The following is a 19330-nucleotide window of genomic DNA, read 5'->3' on the forward strand; positions in this document are numbered from 1 at the left end:
GGTCATTGTGCAGGGCTTGGGAATCAGTCCTGAAAGCTTAGCTTCAATAACGGTTCGGCTCCATTTCCAGTTCGACATGAAAACGTTCTGAAATGTCTTTCTGAATACGCTGCGCCAGGTCGAGCAATTGCAAACCCGTGGCGCTGCCGTAGTTGACCAGCACCAGCGCCTGCAATTTATGCACGCCCGCGTCGGCATCACGGAAACCTTTCCAGCCTGCCCGCTCGATCAGCCAACCGGCGGCGATTTTCATCTGCCCGTCGGGTTGCGCATAGGCCACCAGATCCGGGTATTGGATTTTGAGCTGCGCGACAAGCGCCGCTGGCACCAACGGATTCTTGAAGAAACTGCCGGCATTGCCCAGTACCGCCGGGTCCGGCAGTTTTTCGTTGCGAATGCTGCAAATGGCCTGGCTGACATCGCTGGCGGTCGGGTGTTCGATGCCTTGCTCGGTCAGGCGCTGACGCACCGGGCCGTATTCCAGATGCAATGGCGCGACACGGTTGAGGGCAAAGCGAACGCGCAAAATCAGCCAGCGCCCCGGTTGCTGTTTGAACAAACTGTCGCGGTAGGCGAAGTTGCACTCTTGCAGGCTGAAGTCGCGCAGTTCGCCACTCTGGCGATCAAGCGCGGTCAGACCGGCGAATACGTCCTTGATCTCGACCCCGTAAGCGCCGATGTTCTGCATGGGTGCTGCACCGACGGTGCCGGGAATCAGGCTGAGGTTTTCCAGGCCTGACAAGCCCTGTGCCAACGTGTGCTGCACAAACGGATGCCAAGGCTCACCGGCCTCGGCCTCAATCACCACGTTGTTGCCATCGTCGCTCACCACACGAATCCCGCGGGTGGCCATGCGCAGCACCAATGACTGGATATCCGCCGTCAGCAGCAAATTGCTGCCACCACCGATTACCAGCACCGGCACCTGATGCTCCAGCCCGTAGGCCAAGGCCTCCCGTACATCGGCGTCACTATGGGCCTGGGCAAACAACCGGGCCTGGACATCCACGCCAAAGCTGTTGAACGGCTTGAGCGAAACCTGCGACCGAACCTGCAAACTCATAACCGTCCCTTCAGCTCGATCACCAGCAAATCACTGGCGCGCTCGATCAGATCCAGCACCTGCTCAAAGCCTTGGTCGCCGTCGTAATACGGGTCCGGGACTTCGTCGATTTCCACCTGATAGCGGCGCAGGAACAAATCCAGCTCAGCCTTGCCCTTTGCCGGTTGCAAAGCCTTGAGGTGGAGCAGATTGCTGTTGTCCATCGCCAGGATCAGGTCGTAGGTGGCGAAATCAGCTTTGGTCACTTGCTGGGCGCGTTGGGCTGACAGATCGTAGCCACGCAGCTTCGCCGCCGCCTGGCTGCGCTTGTCCGGCGCCCTGCCGACGTGCCAGTCACCGGTGCCGGCGGAGGCGACTTCGACCTGACCGGCCAGCCCCGCCTCACGCAGTTTGTGGCGCAACACGCCTTCAGCCGTGGGTGAACGGCAGATGTTGCCCAGGCAGACAAACAGAACCCGCATCAGGCCTCCAGCAGGCGACGAACGCGCTCAAGGTCTTCAACAGTATCGACGCCCGGAGGTGGCGCGATCAGCGCATCGGCGACGTGAATGCGCACGCCGTGCCACAGGGCCCGCAACTGTTCCAGGCACTCGGTGTTTTCCAGCCAGCATGGCCCCCAGCTGACGAAGTCATTCAGGAAACCGGCGCGGTAGGCGTAGATGCCGATATGGCGACGATACGGCACGCCTTCCGGCAATTGCTCGCGGCTCTGGGCGAACGCGTCCCGTGCCCATGGCAGCGTGGCACGACTGAAGGTCAGCGCCAGGCCATTGAGGTCGCTGACCACTTTCACCACGTTGGGATTGAACAGGGTTTCCACGTCTTCGATCGGTTCGGCCAGGGTGGCCATGCGCGCTTCGGTGTGCAGAGCCAGATTGGCGGCGACTTGATCGATCACGCTCGCCGGGATCAACGGCTCATCACCCTGGACATTGACTACGATAGCGTCAGGAGCAAGGCCCAGTTTCGCCGCGACTTCCGCCAGGCGATCGGTACCGGAGTTGTGGTCTTCACGGGTCAGCACCACTTCGGCACCAAAGCCCTCGCAGGCCTCGACGATGCGCGCGTCATCAGTGGCAACCACCACACGCTGGGCGCTGCTTTTGCTTGCCTGTTCCCAGACGTGCTGGATCATCGGCTTGCCGGCGATCAACAGCAGCGGTTTGCCGGGCAAACGGGTGGAGGCGTAGCGCGATGGAATGACAACGGTAAAGGCTGTGGTCATTTATCCAGACGCTCGTCGGTGGTCAGGGTGCGGGCTTCGGTTTCGAGCATCACCGGAATGCCATCGCGAATCGGGTACGCGAGACCAGCGCCCTTGCTGATCAGCTCGGTCTTGTCGGCGCTGAGCTTGAGCGGGCCTTTGCAGACCGGGCAAGCGAGGATGTCGAGCAATTTGGTGTCCATGAGCATTCCCTGGATAAAAACGGATTTAAGGCAAGAGACGAGCCGGCAACAGGCGCATCAATTGCGTATCGAACCAGGCCACGAAGGCCGGCGTCGGCACAGCATCGACCGCCAGGTACCACCAGTCGGCAGCGGCGAAGGCACGGCACTTCACCGCGTCCTTTTCGGTCATCACCAACGGCAATGACGGGGTGAAATTCAAGGCCTGCAGGCTGTATTCGGCATGGTCGGCGAACGCGTGCGGGACTGGTTGCCAGTGTAGCGTTTCGAGGGTCTTGAAGAAACGCTGCGGATTGCCGATCCCGGCCACCGCGTGCAATGCCTGGCCCGAGGGAAAGTGATCGAGGTGACGTCGTTCGCCGCTTCGCAGATTGACCAGCGCAGTGGGTTGCAATTGAAAAGCAAACCCATCCTCACGATCGGCGGTGGCGCCGTTGTAGAGCACCGCGTCCACACTTTGCAGGCGCTCGGCCGGTTCGCGCAAAGGCCCGGCCGGCAAACAACGCCGATTACCCAGGCCACGGGCGGCGTCGATCAACACCAGCTCCAGATCCCGGGCCATTCGGTAATGCTGCATGCCATCATCGGACAGGATCAAATCCAGCGGTTCACTCGCCAGCAAGGCTTTGACGGCGTTGCTGCGGTTCGGGTCGATCATCAGCGGCACGCCGGTGCGCTGGACGATCAACAGCGGTTCGTCACCGGCAATTTCCGCGCTGTGCTGCGCTTCGACTCGCCATGGCAACTGTGGCGGTTTGGCGCCGTAGCCACGACTGACCACACCGACCCGCAAACCGCTGCGCTGGCAGTGATCGATCATCCACAAAATCAACGGCGTCTTGCCGGTGCCACCGACTGTAATGTTGCCCACCACGATCAGCGGCACCGGTGGCTGATAGATTTCCCCCTCGCCCGCCAAAAAGCGTTTGCGCTTTTTATCGACCACACGCCGATACAACCACTCCAGTGGCTGCAACAGCTTCAGCGCGGGATGGCCTCGGTACCATGCGGCTAACAGGCGATCGGACATGGCCATCAGGGCGCGGGCGGCGCCGCCTCGACTGTGGTCATGCGCAAGTGGCTGAAGCCAAGTTTGCCAGCGGCGTCCATCGCGGTGACGACGGACTGATGCTGGGACTTACCATCGGCACTGATCGACAGCGGCCGGCTGGTATCGCCGTTGGACTCCTTCTGCAATGCGTCCATCAGGCTGGCCAGATCACTTTTGGGCAGCACCTGGTTGTTGACCGAGAACACGCCGTCGGCACTGATGGCGATATCCAGCGGCTTGTTCTGGTCTTCGGCGGGCGATCCACTGACCGCTTCGGGAAGATCGACGCGCAGCTGGGTTTCACGGGTGAATGTGGTGGTCACAACGAAAAACAGCAGCAGGATAAACACCACATCGATCAGCGACGCGAGGTTGATGTCCACTGTTTCCCGCGGTTTGCGGCGGAATTTCACGCTTTGCCCTCAGCCAGATCCACGTCGCGGTCGCCCTGCACCACTTCGACCAGTTTGATCGCTTCCTGCTCCATCCCCACCACCAGCTCATCGATCCGGCGTTGCAGGAATCGATGGAAGAACACTGCCGGGATACCGACCATCAAACCGGCAGCCGTGGTGATCAGGGCCTTGGAGATACCACCGGCCAGCACCGACGCGTTGGTGGTCATGCCATTGCCGGTGAATGCGCTGAAAATATCGATCATGCCCAACACCGTACCGAGCAAGCCCAGCAGCGGCGCCATGGCGGCAATTGTGCCGAGCGCGTTGATGTAGCGCTCCAGATCGTGGATGACCCGTGCGGCAGCTTCTTCGATGCACTCTTTCATGATCTCGCGACCATGCTTGGAGTTGGCAAGGCCCGCGGCCAGGATTTCACCCAACGGCGAGTTGGCGCGCAGTTCCTTGAGCCTGTCCTTGTTGAGTTTCTTGTCCTTGATCCAGACCCAGACCTGACCGAGCAAATGCTCCGGCGTCACGCGGCTGGCCCGCAGGGTCCACAGACGCTCGGCAACGATTGCCATGGCCGCGATGGAACTCAGGATGATCGGCAGCATCATCCAGCCGCCGGATTTGACCAATTCCCACACAGTGTCAGTCCCCTCGAAAAAGTGCGCCACTCTAACATAGGGGGTGGACGCACCGAAGACCGTGATGTCGCATCCGGTCGGGCTTTAGTAACGCTCGGTTATTGAACCGATACTGGCGGGACGCGCCAGAACCGCCGCTCCAGACGCATCGAGCGGGGAGATTCAAACCGCCCCAGTTGCAGATGAATGGCACCTTCATGCGCACTGTCATGGATCGCAATGCCACGCTTGAGATAGCGCGCCACGACGGTTGGGTGCGGATGGCCGAATGAATTGCCGTGCCCACGAGAAATCAGCACCGCTTTAGGCTGCAAGCCATTGAGCAACGCCATGGACGACGAACTGCGGCTGCCATGATGCGGAGCCTGCAACCAGTCGGTCGGTACGGCCAATGGACTGTCGAGCAGCGATCGCTCGGCGGCGGCATCGATATCACCGGTCAACAACAAGCGCTCGCCATTGGCTTCGATCTGCAAAACACAGGACTTTTGATTGCTGTCACCGGCTGATGACCATTGCCAGAGCCGGAACTTCACCCCGTCCCAGATCCATTGCCGGTCGGTTTCACAGGCCTGGGCTTGCAACTCGGCAGGCAGTGCCAGCGGATCGCCACTGATGACACGCTTCACAGCCAACCCCTTGGCGACCGCCAGGGCGCCGCCGGCATGATCGGCGTCGGCGTGGCTGATCAGCATCAAATCGAGCTCTTTTACGCCAAGCTTGCGCAATGAAGGCAACACCACCCGCTGGCCCAGATCGAAATCACCGAAGCGCGGGCCGGTGTCATACAGCAAGGCCTGATGGCGAGTGCGCACCAGGATCGCCAGGCCTTGCCCGACGTCCAGCTGCCAGATGTCGGCGATTCCTTCGGGCAACTCTGCCCGTGGAGGAAACACCAGCAACAGCAGCATCGGCCACCCCAACGGACGCATTGGCACGCCCTGGGGCAACAACAGAAGTAAGGCGCCCATGGCCCCCACGCACCCTACCCAGAACGGAATCGCCATGGGCACCCACGCTGCAATCCGCCCAGCGACCAATGCCAACCCCTTGAACAAAAAATCGATCAAACCGCCCGCGAGCCACAACAGGCCTTCACCTACGTGAGGCAACGGCAATAACAGGGTGCCGAGCAATGCAGGAGGCAATACCAGCAGACTGATCCATGGCACTGCCAGCAAATTGACCAATGGTCCGCTGACACTGATCGGCAATCCCAGCACCAACAGCAACGGCAGCAGGCCAATCGCGATCAGCCATTGGGCGCGGGTCCATGTTTGCCACCAACGCCAGGGGCCGAGACGACCGCCAAAGGTAAAAATCAAAACCGCGACTGCGGCGAAGGACAGCCAGAATCCCGGTTGCAGACTGGCCAGCGGGTCTAGCAGCAATACGCCATTGAGCGCCAGCAATAACGGCCACCAGGCACCCAGGTGACGAAAACGCAGACGCCACAACAACACCAGACCGATCATCAGACAGGCACGGCGAACCGGGACTTCAAACCCGGCCAACAATCCGTAAACCAGCGCGGCGATGAATGCCAGGCCGCAAGCCCAGGGCAGCCAAGGGAGGCGAGTTGGCCAGAGTCCATAGCGGGCCAGACCGGCGATCAGCAAGTACACCACGCCCGCCAGCAATCCAATGTGCTGACCGGAAATCACCAGCAAGTGCACGGTGCCGGTGTCTTGCAACACTTGCCAGTCTTCGCGGCTGAGCCCGGCACCATCGCCCAGCACCAACGCCGCCAGTGCCCCCGTTCGACCCTGTGCATCCACCGCCAGCAATCTTTGGCGGATGCCGTCACGCCAGGCCCATCGCGCCTCAACCAGTCGCGCGCCATCCTTGACCGTACCCGTCGCACCAATGCGCTGCGCCAACAGCCAAGCTTCGTAATCGAAGGCATGCGGATTGAGCAAGCCGGCAGGACGCTTCAACTTGACCGCCAATCGCCAGCGCTCGCCACTTTTCACCGGCGGGCCGTCGTACCAGGCCAGGCGCATGAGCGACGGCACGTCTGCGTGTCGCGACGTTGCCTGCGCCAATTCAAATCGAACAACCGCCTCGCCGTTCTCGGGCAATCCCGTCACCCGCCCTTCGACCCATCGGGTTTCACCGTCCAGATCCGGCGTCAAGCGGTCATCCAATGCCCAATGGGCCTGCGCGCAACCCCAACTCAAACCGAACAGAAAAAACGCCACCGGATAAGTTCTGAACGGCAGCAACATCAAACCCACAACCGGCATCAACAGCCACAACCCGACCGGCGGCAATGCCGGTAAAAAACGCAAGGCCAGCAGACCCAACGCCAGCGCCATCATCCCTGTGCGCATAAGCCCGTCCTTGAGAGTCCCGACCTTAGGCATAGTCGTCTGGCGGCACGCTCGTCGTTATCAATTGTCACAAAGTCTGAATGGGCGCTTCATGGAATCGAGACATACTTGCCGCCTTGACCGACCGAGAATCCCTATGCCCCGGCGATTATTCAAACGTTACATGCCAGACCCGACCAGCATCAGGGAACATAAATCCTTACGCTTTCTCGGCACGCTGCTGCATGACCCGAACCTCTGGCACCTCAATCGCCACTCCGTCGCACGGGCCATGGCGGTTGGCTTGTTTGCGGCTTTTCTGCCGATTCCGTTGCAGATGCTGCTGGCCGCGACCCTTGCCATCGTGGTGCGCGGCAATATGCCGATTGCAGTAAGCCTGGTCTGGCTGACCAATCCGATCACCATGCCGGCAGTGTTCTTTTGTACCTATCAGACCGGCGCGTGGTTGCTGGATGTTCCCGCGCGGCATCTGCCGGATGAGCTGACCTGGGAATGGATCAGCGGCGAGCTGTCGACGTTGTGGCAGCCGTTTTTGCTGGGGTCGGTGGTGACGGGGGTGGTGTTGGGAGCGTTGGCTTATTGCCTGGTGATGCTGTATTGGCGCTGGTGGGTCGCGCGGCAGTGGAGGCGGCGCAAGCAGAGTCGGATGTAATGGGGTGTCTTTCAGGTGGGTCGTGTACATACCGATACAGCATTCGAGCCGACCTCGCTGAGGTCGAATGCATTCCCATACGGCACCGCGCCCCTTGTGGGAGCTGGCTTGTCGGGTCGCCGCATCGCAGCGATGGGGCCAGACAATCAGCCATGATTTTGCGGATATAGCCGTTCCCATGCAGGAGCGAGCCTGCTCGCGATGGTCGTCAACGATAACGCGCCTTGGCTGGATGGTCGCGGTGTCTGGACGTTTTTCGCGAGCAGGCTCGCTCCTACAATGGGATGGGGGGTATCAGGTAGAGATTGGTCGGCTGTCAGGCCGTCATCGCTGCGATGCGGCGACCCGACAAGCCAGCTCCCACTTGAAATGCGTACAATCCAGACAAACAGGCCGGCCGGTAGGCCGCCTCGGCCCTCTTGTTTCACCCGCCCCATCGGCAGGCTGAGTGGAGGCGTTTATCCGGGGGTGGGCGCGTAGCGCCGTGCGGCGCAGCCGCACACATCGAGAGGAGGTCGTCGCGAAGCAGACCGGAGGCGATGCCCCCGGATGAATGCCGGAGCGAAGGTACCCCGAGCCCCAGCGAGGGGCCGTACGTAAGGGGCGAGCGTTTTTTGGTTACTTTTTTTGGCGCTTGTAAAAAAGTGACTCGCCGTAAGGGCGAAACCATAAGTGGCCGTTACCGCAGAAACGGATATACACCCAAAATCCCCAAGAAAAACATCCTCAGGTCCGCATCCCCCGCCCACTCACCAACAACCGCGCACACCCAAAATACAAAATCACCGTCGCCACCACCATGAAGGCAATCGCCACGCTGATCCGGATATCCGAAACCCCAAGAATGCCGTAGCGGAAGGCGTTGACCATGTGCAGAACAGGGTTGGCCAACGACACGGTCTGCCAGAACGGCGGCAACAGCGTAATCGAATAAAACACCCCGCCCAGATAGGTCAACGGCGTCAGCACGAACGTCGGGATGATCGAAATGTCATCGAAGTTGCGCGCAAACACGGCGTTGATGAAGCCCAGCAGCGAGAAAATCGTCGCCGTCAGCACCACCACCAGGATGGTCACGCCCAGGTGATGCACTTGCAGATGGGTGAAGAACAGCGACAACAAGGTCACGATGATCCCGACCATCAACCCGCGCAACACGCCGCCCAGGACGTAGCCGATCAGAATCGTGTGTGGCGAGACCGGTGAAACCATCAGTTCTTCGATGGAACGCTGGAACTTGCTGCCGAAGAAACTCGACACCACGTTGCCGTAGGAGTTGGTGATCACCGACATCATGATCAGCCCCGGCACGATGTACTCCATGTAGGTGAAGCCGCCCATGTCGCCGATTTGCCGGCCGATCAGGTTACCGAAGATCACGAAATACAGAACCATGGTGATGGCCGGTGGCAGCAGGGTCTGCGGCCAGATCCGGGTGAAGCGCCGGATTTCGCGGTAAACGATGGTGTTGAGGGCGACGAGGTTGGGTTGCAGCTCGGAACTCATACCGCCACCTTCGACAGATTTTTCTCCACCAGGGACACGAACAACTCCTCAAGGCGATTGGTTTTATTTCGCAGGCTCAACACTTCAATATTTTGCTGGGCAAGCTGGGTGAACAGCGCAGTGATCCCCATCGACTTGTCCACCTGGACTTCCAGCGTATGGCCGTCAAGCAGCCGTGATGGATAACCGAGCAACTGCGGTGGCGCACTGAGGCTGTTCTTCAGATCCAGCAGGAAGGTCTCGACGTGCAACTGGCCGAGCAACTGCTTCATGCTGGTGTTCTCAACGATGGTGCCGTGGTCGATGATGCCGATGTTGCGGCACAGCTGTTCAGCCTCTTCCAGGTAGTGCGTGGTGAGGATGATGGTGATGCCTTTCTGGTTCAGTTCGGTGAGGAAGGTCCACATCGAACGACGCAGTTCGATGTCGACGCCGGCAGTCGGTTCGTCGAGGATCAACAGACGTGGTTCGTGAACCAGCGCGCGGGCAATCATCAGACGACGCTTCATGCCACCCGACAGTGAACGTGATGGCACGTCGCGCTTGTCCCACAGGCCGAGCTGGGTCAAGTACTGCTCAGCGCGTTCCTTGGCGACTTTCGACGGGATGCCGTAGTAACCGGCCTGGGTCACGACGATGTCGAAGGTCTTTTCGAACTGGTTGAAGTTGAATTCCTGGGGCACGACGCCAATGCAGCGCTTGAGTTGCGCAGGGTTCTTGTCCAGGTCATGACCGAAGATATTCACCGTGCCACTGGTCTTGTTCACCAGGGTCGAAAGAATGCCGATGGTCGTGGATTTGCCGGCACCGTTGGGGCCGAGCAGAGCGAAAAAGTCACCTTCGGCGACATCCAGATCGATACCACTCAAGGCCTGGAAACCGTTGCCGTAGGTTTTGGTTAGCTGCCGGATGGACAGAGCGGAACTCATATCGGATTACGCACCAAGAAGGGAAGAAAAGGATAAATAAGGGCGAGCGGCGAACAACACAACCACAGTGCACCGCCGCAATGTTGCTTGTCCCCGCCGCACAAGTACAGTCAAGCGTGTCGATAGTAAGTATTAAGTCAACGCAGTCATGACCGCTTTCTGATAGGCCGGACGCTGCTTCAAACGGGCGTACCAGGCCTGAAGATGGGGCAGCGGCGCGCGCTCGATCGGCATCTCGAACCAGGCATAAATGAAACTGCCGAGGGGAATATCGCCCATGCCGATTTCATCGCCGGACAGGTATGGTTTGTTCGCCAGCGCCTGATCGGCCATTGCCAGCAAGCCTTCGCATTCGGTGATCGCCGCCTTGATGGCAGACCAATCCTGCTGCTCTGCGGGAGTGCGCAATACGCCCCAGAACACGGTGCGAAACGGCCCGGCGAAACTGGAGGTGGTCCAGTCCATCCACTTGTCAGCAGTGGCCCGCGCTCGCAGATCGGTTGGATACCACGCGGTGTCGGCCGCATGCCTGGCCATCAGATAACGCACGATGGCGTTCGATTCCCACAACACAAAACCATCGTCCTCAATCACCGGCACACGGCCGTTGGGGTTCATGGCGCGATACTCGGGCGTATCGACAACACCAAAGGCGCCGCCCGCATCGATGGCTTCATACGCCAGCCCCAACTCTTCGGCGGCCCACAACGGCTTTCTGACATTCGATGAATTTTTCCGACCCCAGATCTTCAGCATGACCGCCTCTCGATTGATGAATGCGCAGGCAGCATACGCCGGATCAGGTTCGACTCAAATCGCTCTGCATGTCACCCAGCAACGGCGACAGTTGTTCGCCGAACAGATGCGGATAACACTTTTCCAGGTGCTCGAAAAAGAATGCCTCAGGCACATCGGCAAACTGGCCGTGATCGACGAGGTACTCCATCAGTTTCTCGCCGTCGCGGTTGAACGGATGGAAAACACTGTCATTGATGCCATCGAATTCCAGCGGCGCCACATTGAACAACTCGCAGAGTTTCTGGTTGAACGCCGGGGTCGCCTTGACCCAGCGACCCTGCAGGTAGAACTCGGTGTAGCCGTGCATGGCGAACATGTCGCTCTTGAGCAGCTCGAGCAGGCGCGGCGTCGACAAATGATTGCGCACATCCGCCAGGCCGATCCGCGCCGCAATGCCGCAATGCCGCGCGGCACCGGCCAGCAGCGTGGCTTTGGGCACGCAATAACTCTCCCCGGCCGCCAGGGCGTAACTGCCGCACAAAGTCTGCGGATCGCGACTGAAGGTGTACGGGTTGTAGCGCACGGCCTCGCGCACCGCGTAATAAAGGCTGATCGCCTGCTCAAGCGGGTCGCGACTGATGCCACGGTGTTTTTCGGCGAACTCCACCACCGAGGGATGGTCACTATCGATGAAGCGGCCGGGGCTTAGGTACTCATGCATGCGACGATCTCCTGGGGAAGCCCCGAGTCTATCGAGAGGTTCAGCACAGAGATAACGACGTTTCGGCCAAATATGAGCGCTTAGCCGCCCGTTAAATGAACGATTTACCAGGCCTGTTGCCAACCGGACCTACAGAAATCATCCGGGATTTCCCACGTTTTCAATCACCTCGCTCCGCCCCCCCTGTTTTGCGGATGCCGTCTAAGCTCTGTGGGTTGGCTCGCCCTGGTTTCACGGAGGATTAAATATGCTGCTGTTGTGGATACTGGTTCTGGTTGTCGGGATCGCTTATTTAGCCCACCGTCGCATCGTCCCGCTGCCCGCCATGGGCATCGTGGCTGTCTACCTGCTGGCAATGGGCATCTTCAGCCGCGCGCCGGGCTGGCTGTTGCTGGTTTTCTGGCTTTTGCTCGCTGCGGTCGCTGCGCCGTTACTGCTGCCTGACCTGCGCCGCAAATTCTTCAGCGCGCCGATGTTCAACTGGTTCCAGAAAACCCTGCCGCCCATGTCGCAAACCGAACGCGACGCCATTGAAGCGGGTACGGTGTGGTGGGATGGCGAACTGTTCAGTGGTCGTCCGGACTGGAACAAACTGCTGTCCTACCCCAAGGTACAACTGAGCGAAGAGGAACAGGCCTTCATCGACGGCCCAACCGAAGAACTCTGCGCCATGGTCAGTGACTACCAGATCGGTCAAACCATGGACCTGCCAGCCGAGGCCTGGACGTACATCAAGGAAAACGGTTTCTTCGCCCTGATCATCCCCAAGGAATTTGGCGGCAAGGGCTTCTCGGCGTATGCCCACTCACAAGTGGCGATGAAACTGGCCAGCCACAGTGGCGACCTCGCCTCCACCGTGATGGTCCCCAACTCCCTCGGTCCCGCTGAGTTGCTGCTGCATTACGGCACCGACGAGCAACGTAACCACTACCTGCCACGCCTGGCACGGGGCGACGATATTCCGTGTTTCGCCCTCACCGGCCCAATGGCCGGCTCCGACGCCGGCGGTATGCCCGACACCGGGGTGATCTGCAAAGGTGAGTGGGAAGGCCAGGAAACCCTGGGCCTGCGTCTTAACTGGGAAAAGCGCTACATCACCCTGGGGCCTGTCGCCACCCTGCTCGGCCTCGCCTTCAAGGCTTACGACCCGGACCATCTGCTGGGCGACAAAGAAGACCTGGGCATCAGCCTCGCGCTGATTCCGACCGACATTCCCGGCGTGGAAATCGGTCGTCGTCACCTGCCACTGGGCGCAGCGTTCATGAACGGTCCGAACTCCGGCAAGGACGTTTTCATCCCGCTGGAGTTCCTCATCGGCGGCCAGGAAATGCTCGGCAAAGGCTGGATGATGCTGATGAATTGCCTGTCGGTCGGGCGTTCGATTTCCCTGCCGGCGGTGGGTACCGGCATGGCCAAGTTCACCAGCCTGGTGACAGGCCAGTACGCGCAGATTCGCGAACAGTTCAACGTGCCGATTGCGGCGTTCGAAGGCATTCAGGAATCCATGGCCCGCATCGGCGGCAACGCCTGGATGATGGATGCCGCGCGGATGCTGACGGCCAATGCGGTGGACCTGGGCGAGAAACCTTCGGTGCTGTCGGCGATTCTCAAGTATCACCTCACCGAACGGGGCCGTGAATGCATCAGCCACGCCATGGATGTACACGGCGGCAAGGCGATCATCCAGGGACCGAACAATTACCTCGCGCGCAAATGGTGTGGCGCGCCGATTTTCATTACCGTCGAGGGCGCGAACATTCTTTCGCGCAATCTGATGATCTTCGGTCAGGGGGCCATTCGCTGCCATCCTTTCGTCCTCAAGGAAATGGCCCTGGCCACCCGTGAAGACAAGGATCAGGCACTGGTTGAATTCGATGGCCTGTTGCTCAGGCACATCGGATTTGCCGTCAGCAATGCCGCGAGCACGCTGGTGCTGAATCTCGGGTTTGGACACCTGGAACATATGCCGGGCGACAGGCTCAGCCAGGGTTATTTCCGCGCTCTCAACCGGCAGGCTGCTGCGTTCGCATTGCTGGCCGATCTCAGCATGATGCTGCTCGGTGGCGAATTGAAACGTCGCGAACGCCTGTCGGCACGCCTGGGCGATGTACTCAGCAACATGTACCTGGCCAGCGCCGCGCTCAAGCGCTACAACGACCTCGACGCGCCGGAACACATGGAGCCGCTGTTTGCCTGGGCCATGGAGGAAAGCCTCGGCCAGGCCGAACGGGCCATGGATGAATTGCTCAACAACTTCCCGAACAAAGTCCTGGCGTGTGTGCTGCGGGTGATCGTGTTCCCGTTCGGTCGTCGCCACAAAGGGCCTTCCGACAAGCTGGGCGCACAGGTTGCTGCGGTTATCGGTCGGGCCAAAGGTGACCCGGCGCTGGAGGAAGTGCTCCTGGGTTGCTACCGCCCGCAATCGCTGGAAGACCCGGTCGGCGCCCTGCAACATGCCTGCAACCTGTCGGGCGCTGCGCAATCCTTGCAGAAAAAACTGCATGTGGCGCTCAAGAGCGGTCAGGTCAAACCGGTCGCAGGCGAGCACGTGATCGATGCAGCGCTGGAGGCCGGCGTGTTGCAACCGGTGGAAGCGCAAGCCCTGCGTGACGCCGAGGCGGCGCGGCGCAAGGTGATCGATGTCGATGACTTCGACAAAGAGGAACTGGCGATAGCCGCGGGGAAGGTCCGCTGATCAAACCGAGCCGCTACACCATGTAAAAACGGGCGCAGGAGCTTTATACTCCCGCGCCCGTTTTGCTCTTGAGGACTTATCTCGTGTCCAACATCGTTGCCGATCATCTCGTATTGCTCGACCACCTGCGCAGCATCCTGGTCGCCGTAGGTGAGGCCGAACAGGTTCCCGACGAAAGCCATGCCTTGTTCCTGGAGCGCTTCGACGAACTGCTTGCACTGCTGCCGGTCGACCCGATCGAAAGCCAATACCTGGGCCAGGACATCCTGTGCCAGGTGATCACCCGCTACCCGCAAATCGCTCACCTGGTCCCGCGCGACCTGCTGTGGTACTTCGCTGGCGACTGCCTGCACTACATGCCTGATGACGAAATTGATCTGTATCAGGCACTGGAAGAACGTCGCTTCGAAGCCGAACAGAACGACGAGCCGTTTGACTGGAACCAGGAAAAGCAGCTACTGGCGTTGTCCAACCAGGACAGCAAGCACTGATCTGAAAGACGTTGTATGAAAAGGCCCGCATGCCGAACGTGCGGGCCTTTTTGTTTTGCCGACAGATCGAGTCTTTGCTCAGAACAACCCGTCACTCTCGGGCAGTTCATACTCCGATACCGCCGTACTCAAGCTGTCCGACTTGCCCGGCTTGCCCAACGTCGGCTCTTTCTCCAGGCACTCCACCAGGTAATCGATCAACACCCGAAGCTTGGGCGGCAGGTATCGGGTTGGCGAATGCAGTAACCAGGCGCCGCCGTGGTAGGACGCCAGGAAGGTCCAGTCCGGCAGCACTTGCACCATCAACCCCTTCTCCAGGGCTCGGCGCGCCGTGAAGTAAGGCAGGCTGCCAATGCCGATGTGCTGCAATACCGCGCCAAACCGCACGCCCGTGTGATTGGCGGCATAGCGCCCGCGCACGCCGACAGTGACCAGCTTGTTGCCTTTCTTGAACTTCCACCGCGCATCGCTCGGGGTTTCCCCCAGATAAATGCAACTGTGGTTGAGCAAGTCATGGGGATGAGCCGGTGTTCCATGTTCGGCCAGATACTGCGGTGTCGCGCAGAGCATATGGTCGATCCTCAGCAACTGACGCCCCACCAACCCAGCAGGCGGCCGATCGGTAATGCGTATCGCCAGGTCGACGTGATCGTCGATCAAATCCACCTGACGATCCTCGAGCAACAACTCCACATCCACTTTCGGATAACGGCGCAAGAACTCCGGCATATGCGGATGGATCACGATCCGACCCACCGCTTTCGGCACACTGAGACGCACCACCCCCTCTGGCTCATCGGTGAACTGACCACTGATTTCCATCACTGAACGGGCAGCGTTGACCATCTCCTGGCACCGTTTGAACACCTCTTCCCCGCCGTCGCTCAAACGCAGCTTGCGCGTGGTGCGTTGCAGGAGTCGCGTCGCGAGCGCTTTCTCCAGTCGCGAAATACTGCGGCTGACCGCCGAGGGTGAAGAGCCCAATTGACGTGCCGCTTCGGAGAAGCTGCCGGTCTCGACAACCTTGACGAAAATCGCCATTTCACCAAGAAGAGGCAACGGTAGATTTATGCTCACAACGCAACAGTCCTTTGATGTTTGAACGGATTATCACGCTATTCCACCCTTCATATAATAAAAAACAGAATTTTTTATTCGAGCACGGAACATGACGCTTCGCCTGTTTTTCCATAGTGATGAGCTCAAGGCCAACGTGGAAGTCCTGGACTGCACGCCACACGAGAGCGAATTCGCCGTGGTACTGCGCGCAACACTGTTCCACCCGCAGGGCGGTGGGCAACCCTTCGATACCGGCTGGATTGGCGAAAGCCGAGTACTGCGCGTAGTCCAGGACCCGGACCGGATCGTCCACTTCGTCGACAGTCCGGTAAAAATCGGTATGACCCAGATCCGGATCGACGAAGAGCGTCGCCAGTTCAATACACGCATGCATTCAGCCGGCCACCTGATCGGCCATTTCGTCCAGGCCATGGGCTGGATGCCGATCAAGGCGCATCACTGGCCTGGCGAAGGGCGTGTGCAGTTCAAACCGACGGAATCGGCCCGGGAAGTTGAAGCGCAAACCCTGCAGGGAGGCATCGAGCAGTGGATCGCCCACGACCTGCCGCGCTTGATATCACTGCGCGAAGGCGCCCGGGAAATAGGTTTCGGTGAACTGCCCGCCTACGGTTGCGGCGGCACCCATGTACGTAGCCTCAAGGAATTGGGCACGGTCACGATCGAATCCCTTTCGCAAAAGAAAGGGACGTTATCCGTCCACTACCACGTGGACTGAGCCTTTGGGCGATGGCCCCCAAGCCATTGCCTGACGCCGGGAGGAGCCTGCACTCGCAGGCTTCGTCGACTCTCTGATAGATGGACCTGAGACATGATGCTAGACGTCGAGCGTCTCGATGAGACGTGCATAAAAAAACTGGCCAATGAAGAAGTCCTCGCCATACGCGTAAAAAATTGGCTACCCACGCCGTTGGCGATGCAGATTGGCGACAAGATCCTCGCACCCGGCTTTGAAGGCTATATCAACGCGCCCAGTATCGGCCGTATCGGCATGGCGTTTTACGAGGCAGAAAACCAGCCGCTGTTGATAGAGGATTATTTCGAACGCGCCACCCGCAACATCGCAGAATTACGCAACCGGTGTGCGCCCTACCCGTCGCCGGTCGACACCCTGCGCTGCATGCTCGACGAATCCTGGCCGGCGGGAGCGCACCTGGAAAACCTCTACGGACGCAAGATGTACGTCGGACTCTCCCGCGTGGTGAAACCCGGTGTGTGCTTTCTTGCCCATCACGACATCTTCGCCAAGGACGCCCCGGACAGCTTCCAGGCCAGAAGCCTGGAGGCGCAGTTCGCCTGCAACGTCTACCTGAACATGCCCACCGAAGGCGGTGCTCTGCAGTTGTGGGACGACGACATTTCCCCGGAACAATTCGACGAAATGCGCGGCGACAGTTACGGCATCGAACCGGCTTTGCTTGGTACGCCAGCGCTGGAGATTCTCCCCGCTCCCGGGGATTTCATCATGTTCAACTCCCGCCGCATGCACTCAGTGACCCCGGGCGTGGCCGAACCACGCCTGAGCCTTTCATTTTTTGTCGGCTATCGCGGCACTGCTTCCCCCCTGACTTTCTGGAGTTGAGATGCTTTCAAATTATCTGGGTGAATTTCTGGCGCTGGCAATCGTGCACTTTCTCGCCGTGGTCGCCCCCGGTCCGGACTTCGCCGTAACCATCCGCCAAAGCGTACGTTTTGGCCGATGGGTGGGGATCTGCACCGCACTGGGCATCGGCGCCGGCATTTCCGTGCATGTGCTGTATACGGTGCTGGGCGTCGGCGCTTTGATGCACACCACGCCATGGCTGCTCACGGTGGCCAAGGTCGTGGGCGCCGCCTACATCCTGTATCTGGGCGTCAGCCTGATTCGCAGCCAGCCCAGATCCGTACTCGAGGGCGATAAAGTCACTGATGAACCGGTTATCCAGCAGACATCGCTGAAGGCCTTCACCACCGGTTTTCTGACCAACGCCACCAACCCGAAGGCCACACTGTTTTTCCTGGCGATTTTCACCACGCTCATCAGCGCCACCACACCACTGAAGATTCAGGCGCTCTACGGGGTGTGGATGTGCCTGGTAAACGCCCTGTGGTTTGTGATCGTGGCGCTGTTCTTTTCCAGCCCCAAGGTCAGACTGCTGTTCATGCGCATGGGCCATTGGTTTGAACGCACCATGGGTGTGGTCCTGATTTTGTTTGCGGGGCGGTTGATGTTGTCGATGTAAACGCGCAGCAACTCCGATCTGGGCTTAGAAGAGTGGCGGCAAGATTCTGCCCCTCTTCGACTCCGTGAACCCGGGACCTCTGGCGAGAAGGCTTACGGTTCGATCCTTAAACTACTCACTCAATCGCAACTTTAGCCTGAGTAGTGGCAATCACCCTGTCGCCATAAGCAGCGTTGCAGAGCACATCACAGAGTTTTCCGTCAGTAGACACGGAGGAGAAACAAGCACTGAACAGCAGTTGTTTATCGGCAGAAACCAGCTCGTCTGCCGCTAATGTCACATGTAAGAGCCTAAAGGGAGTAACCCGACCCACCTTATGATCCAGTAGCCGAGACATGACCTGACTCAGCCCATACATGACAACTGCCACGGGCCACGTCGGGTAGTCAGGGAAGTGTCCTTCACACCTGGCTGCCGAGAACCCAACACTTTCAGCAATGATCTCCTGCTCACTCAACGTAAGCACCGACAATGGGAACGCTTCAGCGTATGGAGAACTAACAGAGCTCGAGGTAGTGGGCACTAGATGGTTTGAGAAGAGCTTTTGAAATGTCTTTTCTGACAGCACTTGGTAATCCACGGACAACTCTGCGTACAACTGCCCCTCGATCAACAGCTCGGTTCTTGCGAGCACCCTTTTTCGTGACCTTTCAACGATCTTAGCCCGAGCGGTCATCAACGGAGTTCGTCCATACCTCATGGGGTTGTACCGCAAATCCCAGTGAGCTCGTGAGGCCAAGTAATACACACGCTCACCTTCAACCTGCGCCAGCGCAGCAGCGCACGACCCCAGGATAGCCAAGTGGCGCCCGGCCTCGGCCGTAGCCAATGGTCCGAGCTCGCTCCCCAGCGGTTGCTCAGGCTTGAAATCCCCCCAGATATCCCACTCGCCAGAGACTTTGTAGAGCGAATCAAATGCAAAATATGGGCGCTGTACTGTAATGCTCGTGGCCATCTGCGCCATGTTGACCGCAGTTCGATCTTTCTGAGTTGGAATCTGGAACACCTGACTCATGGCTGCCTTTCTTCCTATCGGTGATGACAAGAACATTGCTTGACCCTGTGGCACACCTAAACAGTAGGGCAAAACCTACATGACCGAACCTGTCAAAAATTACAGTTCGACTGCAAAGACGACCGACGGCACCAGATTGCGGTCCACCCCTTCCGGGCAGCCCAGGTCTTCGAGCTTGGCCAGCCAACAAGAAATGGAAGTGTCATTGCTTGGCCCCGTTGGGGCCTAAGAACAGCGCCAGCCCCCAAAATTTTGAGGGTGGAGTTCTTACCGGAAGAACACGCGCAAACAAAAACGCCGCTCATTGCTGAGCGGCGTTTTTGTTGAATATGGAGCGGGAAACGAGACTCGAACTCGCGACCCCGACCTTGGCAAGGTCGTGCTC

Annotated in this window: 20 protein-coding genes; 6 read left to right on the top strand and 14 right to left on the bottom strand. The window is 59.3% G+C overall.

Going from position 1 to position 19330, the window contains the following annotated elements:
• Positions 1-43: 43 nt before the first annotated feature.
• The 8 genes from murB to D8U73_RS10830 form a co-directional block, all read right to left on the bottom strand.
• On the bottom strand, positions 44-1063 hold the full coding sequence (gene murB, locus D8U73_RS10795) for a UDP-N-acetylmuramate dehydrogenase (protein WP_130904437.1): 1020 nt from the start codon (positions 1061-1063) through the stop codon (positions 44-46).
• On the bottom strand, positions 1060-1524 hold the full coding sequence (locus D8U73_RS10800; RefSeq protein WP_056855946.1) for a low molecular weight protein-tyrosine-phosphatase: 465 nt from the start codon (positions 1522-1524) through the stop codon (positions 1060-1062). The genes murB and D8U73_RS10800 overlap by 4 nt, the downstream gene beginning before the upstream one ends.
• Positions 1524-2288 (bottom strand): 3-deoxy-manno-octulosonate cytidylyltransferase, encoded by a 765-nt coding sequence (gene kdsB, locus D8U73_RS10805; RefSeq protein ID WP_130904438.1) that lies wholly within the window; start codon positions 2286-2288, stop codon positions 1524-1526. Before kdsB ends, D8U73_RS10800 begins: the two co-directional genes overlap by 1 nt.
• Positions 2285-2470: a Trm112 family protein gene (locus D8U73_RS10810; RefSeq protein WP_007945752.1), complete on the bottom strand. Its 186-nt coding sequence runs from the start codon at positions 2468-2470 to the stop codon at positions 2285-2287. Before D8U73_RS10810 ends, kdsB begins: the two co-directional genes overlap by 4 nt.
• A 25-nt stretch (positions 2471-2495) precedes the next feature.
• The gene (lpxK, locus tag D8U73_RS10815; RefSeq protein ID WP_056855948.1) at positions 2496-3506 is read right to left on the bottom strand and encodes a tetraacyldisaccharide 4'-kinase; all 1011 of its coding nucleotides are present in this window, start codon (positions 3504-3506) and stop codon (positions 2496-2498) included.
• On the bottom strand, positions 3506-3934 hold the full coding sequence (locus D8U73_RS10820) for a biopolymer transporter ExbD (protein WP_056855949.1): 429 nt from the start codon (positions 3932-3934) through the stop codon (positions 3506-3508). The genes lpxK and D8U73_RS10820 overlap by 1 nt, the downstream gene beginning before the upstream one ends.
• Entirely contained in the window at positions 3931-4566 is a 636-nt protein-coding gene (locus D8U73_RS10825; protein ID WP_056855950.1) for a MotA/TolQ/ExbB proton channel family protein, read from the bottom strand. The genes D8U73_RS10820 and D8U73_RS10825 overlap by 4 nt, the downstream gene beginning before the upstream one ends.
• A gap of 98 nt (positions 4567-4664) precedes the next feature.
• The gene (locus tag D8U73_RS10830; protein WP_130904439.1) at positions 4665-6899 is read right to left on the bottom strand and encodes a DNA internalization-related competence protein ComEC/Rec2; all 2235 of its coding nucleotides are present in this window, start codon (positions 6897-6899) and stop codon (positions 4665-4667) included.
• 136 nt (positions 6900-7035) lie between these two features.
• Here D8U73_RS10830 and D8U73_RS10835 point away from each other — a divergent pair, with 136 nt between their 5' ends.
• Positions 7036-7551 (top strand): DUF2062 domain-containing protein, encoded by a 516-nt coding sequence (locus D8U73_RS10835; RefSeq protein WP_056855952.1) that lies wholly within the window; start codon positions 7036-7038, stop codon positions 7549-7551.
• A 726-nt stretch (positions 7552-8277) separates the two neighbouring features.
• Here D8U73_RS10835 and D8U73_RS10845 read toward each other — a convergent pair.
• The 4 genes from D8U73_RS10845 to D8U73_RS10860 all read right to left on the bottom strand — a co-directional run bounded on the left by D8U73_RS10845 (position 8278) and on the right by D8U73_RS10860 (position 11445).
• Positions 8278-9057: an ABC transporter permease gene (locus D8U73_RS10845; RefSeq protein WP_056855953.1), complete on the bottom strand. Its 780-nt coding sequence runs from the start codon at positions 9055-9057 to the stop codon at positions 8278-8280.
• The gene (locus D8U73_RS10850; RefSeq protein WP_056855954.1) at positions 9054-9986 is read right to left on the bottom strand and encodes an ABC transporter ATP-binding protein; all 933 of its coding nucleotides are present in this window, start codon (positions 9984-9986) and stop codon (positions 9054-9056) included. The genes D8U73_RS10845 and D8U73_RS10850 overlap by 4 nt, the downstream gene beginning before the upstream one ends.
• Before the next feature lie 132 nt (positions 9987-10118).
• A complete protein-coding gene (locus tag D8U73_RS10855; protein ID WP_056855955.1) occupies positions 10119-10742 on the bottom strand; it encodes a glutathione S-transferase in 624 nt (207 codons plus the stop codon).
• A gap of 43 nt (positions 10743-10785) precedes the next feature.
• Positions 10786-11445 (bottom strand): transglutaminase family protein, encoded by a 660-nt coding sequence (locus D8U73_RS10860; RefSeq protein ID WP_130904440.1) that lies wholly within the window; start codon positions 11443-11445, stop codon positions 10786-10788.
• Between the two features lie 247 nt (positions 11446-11692).
• Between D8U73_RS10860 and D8U73_RS10865 the strand changes: the two genes are divergently transcribed.
• Together D8U73_RS10865 and D8U73_RS10870 are read left to right on the top strand one after the other, a co-directional pair.
• The gene (locus tag D8U73_RS10865; RefSeq protein ID WP_056855957.1) at positions 11693-14140 is read left to right on the top strand and encodes an acyl-CoA dehydrogenase; all 2448 of its coding nucleotides are present in this window, start codon (positions 11693-11695) and stop codon (positions 14138-14140) included.
• Between the two features lie 83 nt (positions 14141-14223).
• Positions 14224-14631, top strand: a complete 408-nt coding sequence (locus tag D8U73_RS10870) for a PA2817 family protein (protein WP_007972361.1) — start codon at positions 14224-14226, stop codon at positions 14629-14631.
• Between the two features lie 78 nt (positions 14632-14709).
• Here D8U73_RS10870 and D8U73_RS10875 read toward each other — a convergent pair whose 3' ends face one another.
• The gene (locus D8U73_RS10875; RefSeq protein ID WP_130904441.1) at positions 14710-15708 is read right to left on the bottom strand and encodes a LysR family transcriptional regulator; all 999 of its coding nucleotides are present in this window, start codon (positions 15706-15708) and stop codon (positions 14710-14712) included.
• Between the two features lie 91 nt (positions 15709-15799).
• On the opposite strand from D8U73_RS10875, the gene D8U73_RS10880 reads away from it, so the two are divergent.
• The 3 genes from D8U73_RS10880 (at position 15800) to D8U73_RS10890 (ending at position 17930) form a co-directional block, all read left to right on the top strand.
• Positions 15800-16426: an alanyl-tRNA editing protein gene (locus tag D8U73_RS10880; protein ID WP_130904442.1), complete on the top strand. Its 627-nt coding sequence runs from the start codon at positions 15800-15802 to the stop codon at positions 16424-16426.
• A 93-nt stretch (positions 16427-16519) separates the two neighbouring features.
• Positions 16520-17290: a 2OG-Fe(II) oxygenase gene (locus tag D8U73_RS10885; protein ID WP_130904443.1), complete on the top strand. Its 771-nt coding sequence runs from the start codon at positions 16520-16522 to the stop codon at positions 17288-17290.
• Position 17291: 1 nt separating this feature from the next.
• Positions 17292-17930, top strand: coding sequence for a LysE family translocator (locus tag D8U73_RS10890; protein WP_130904444.1), 639 nt, complete (start codon positions 17292-17294; stop codon positions 17928-17930).
• Positions 17931-18045: 115 nt separating this feature from the next.
• On the opposite strand, the gene D8U73_RS10895 is transcribed toward D8U73_RS10890, so the two are convergent.
• Positions 18046-18945 (bottom strand): hypothetical protein, encoded by a 900-nt coding sequence (locus tag D8U73_RS10895; protein WP_130904445.1) that lies wholly within the window; start codon positions 18943-18945, stop codon positions 18046-18048.
• Positions 18946-19330: the final 385 nt, after the last annotated feature.

This window comes from Pseudomonas sp. Sample_22, assembly GCF_004307635.1.
GTDB lineage: Bacteria > Pseudomonadota > Gammaproteobacteria > Pseudomonadales > Pseudomonadaceae > Aquipseudomonas.